The 2,228-nt window shown below is 33.4% G+C and carries 3 protein-coding genes; all 3 read left to right on the top strand.

The annotated features are described in order from the left end of the window. Positions 1–189 precede the first annotated feature (189 nt). The 3 genes from ACT8VG_RS10420 to ACT8VG_RS10430 all read left to right on the top strand — a co-directional run bounded on the left by ACT8VG_RS10420 (position 190) and on the right by ACT8VG_RS10430 (position 2,139). Positions 190–387: a type II toxin-antitoxin system HicA family toxin gene (locus tag ACT8VG_RS10420; RefSeq protein WP_444195831.1), complete on the top strand. Its 198-nt coding sequence runs from the start codon at positions 190–192 to the stop codon at positions 385–387. Between the two features lie 263 nt (positions 388–650). Then, positions 651–767: a putative holin-like toxin gene (locus ACT8VG_RS10425; RefSeq protein WP_226793480.1), complete on the top strand. Its 117-nt coding sequence runs from the start codon at positions 651–653 to the stop codon at positions 765–767. A gap of 235 nt (positions 768–1,002) precedes the next feature. After that, entirely contained in the window at positions 1,003–2,139 is a 1,137-nt protein-coding gene (locus tag ACT8VG_RS10430) for a DEAD/DEAH box helicase (RefSeq protein ID WP_444195832.1), read from the top strand. The last annotated feature ends 89 nt before the right edge of the window (positions 2,140–2,228 follow it).

Raw genomic sequence — 2,228 nt, forward strand, 5'->3', positions numbered from 1 at the left:
TTCGGATGAACCCCCTATTTCTCCTTTGACGGGTGTAAAAGGCGAAGCGTGAGGGGGGATATAAAAATATTAAAAAATAATTAAAATTTAGTATTCGTATTAAATTATGATTAATTATGTCGTTATATGAAAAATAATCATTAAATATTATAACTGTGGTAGAATGGAGATAGACAAGAAGGAAAGACCATGAAAGCAAGAACTTACTCAATCATAGAGTTCAAAAGAATACTAGAAAACAATGGTTATCGCTTCCTTAGACATGCAAAAGGGGACCATTGTATTTACTCTAATAGTGAACGCACTATCACTATTAAGAGGACTCATGTGAATAAGATGATTGCCCGTAGACTTATTAGAGAATATGATTTAAAGGTAGAAGACTAACATCTTCATTCACAAAACTTAAGCATGAAAACAACCTCTGGGCGAATAGCCTAGAGGTTATTTGTGTGTTGTATTTCTACCAATAAATTAAGATTTATTATGAAATTGTGATAATTGATTACTTATCCTGGTAGATAGAATCCTATGATATAATTTGTGCATGGAACAACCGTATACGGTAGGTGGTTATCTTTGGTCGTTATGACGAAGGTACGCAACCCTTCGTGATTCTTCTCTTAAGTTGAAAACGGAGGTGATGCCTGATGACAACGTATGAAATAATCATGATTATGTTAACGTGTTTGACACTGATCATATCTTTATTGACACTTGTTGTTAGAGTACTTCTTATCATTATTGATAAGAACGAAAAAAAGTAACTACCTCGCTCCTAGGAAAAGTTTGAGGTAGTTACTTACCAAAAATAAATCCAAGGACAACCGCTTACTGGTTGTTCCATCTTTCGTTTCTATTATAGTTTACAACAAATTTGAAGTCAATATATGTGACTATGAGTGATGCTCATAGTTTTTTTGAAAAAAATTTAACTTTTTTTGAGAAAAAAACCATCTTCTAGATGTATAGGTTAGTAGAGGGCCAAAGGAGGTGGTGATTGTGAAGTGTCCTATATGTGGCAATGAGGATGAAAACTACATTAGCTATATCAATAAGAGACCTTATTGTAGAAAGTGCATAACATTTGGACGTATTTATTTAGATGAAGTTTATCCAATACATAAGACTCCTTTAATAATGACTGATGCGTCCTATCATCTTTCTTTTAGATTATCATCCCGCCAGCAGTTCATCTCTGATCAACTTATCACGAATTATGAGAATGCCACGAATTCTATTGTCCTTGCCGTATGTGGCTCTGGTAAAACAGAAATTTCTTATGCAATCATCAAGCATGTGATTGAAAATGGTGGACGAGTATGCTTCACAATCCCTAGAAGACAATTGTGTATAGAATTACATGAAAGAATTCAGAAGGATTTTCCTCACTTAACCATTGGTCTTCTATATGGGGGCTATCAAGAGAATAGTGATGCCCCCTTAATCATTTGTACAACTCATCAGCTCTATCGATTTGTATCTTCTCCTTTTGATTTAATTATTATGGATGAAGCAGATGCCTTTCCTTTTTATGGAGATGATGTATTGAACTCAATCTTTTATCATGCCTCTAAAAGGTATATTAAATTATCCGCTACATTACTTGAGGAAGATATTCATGATGAATGTGTCATGATCATGAATCGACGCTACCATGGTCATGATCTGCCTGTTCCTCATATTTATATCATTCCTCAATTTTTGTGGCTCATATCCTTGAAATACTGGATTAAGAAACTATTAGAAACACACCAAAAAGTATTAGTATATGTACCTAGGAAAAGTGACGCACAATACTATGCAGACTTATTAAAGGATACATATAAAGTACAGGGTGTAAGTTCTGAGTCTCTTTATTTAAATGAATATACAAAGGATTTTAAAGAAGGATTATTAGATGTCTTAATCACCACAACGATATTAGAAAGAGGAATCACAATAGAAGATGTACAGGTGATTGTATTAGAAGCAGGAGATCGTATATTTGATGAAAGAACATTGATACAGATTGCGGGAAGAGTAGGAAGAAAAATAGGATATGAGGATGGAAGAATATTATTAATAGATAACCATTATTCAAAGGCGATGAAGGGATGTATCAAAACCATTCAGAAGCTCAACAGGATGTCTGTTTGATCTGTTTATCCTCTATATCTAAAACATCTTCTTTTCATCAATTATTTACGCATCACTGTATCTGTTCCTCATGTTTATCTTTATTTAAT

This window comes from Catenibacterium sp. (genome assembly GCF_052354645.1).
GTDB classification, from domain to species: Bacteria; Bacillota_I; Bacilli_A; order Erysipelotrichales; family Coprobacillaceae; genus Catenibacterium; species Catenibacterium mitsuoka_A.

What these genes read in the sequence shown, in the direction of transcription:
- ACT8VG_RS10420 (WP_444195831.1), top strand. Translation starts at nt 190, where the DNA reads ATGAAAGCAAGAACTTACTCAATCATAGAGTTCAAAAGAATACTAGAA.
- ACT8VG_RS10425 (WP_226793480.1), top strand. Translation starts at nt 651, where the DNA reads ATGACAACGTATGAAATAATCATGATTATGTTAACGTGTTTGACACTG.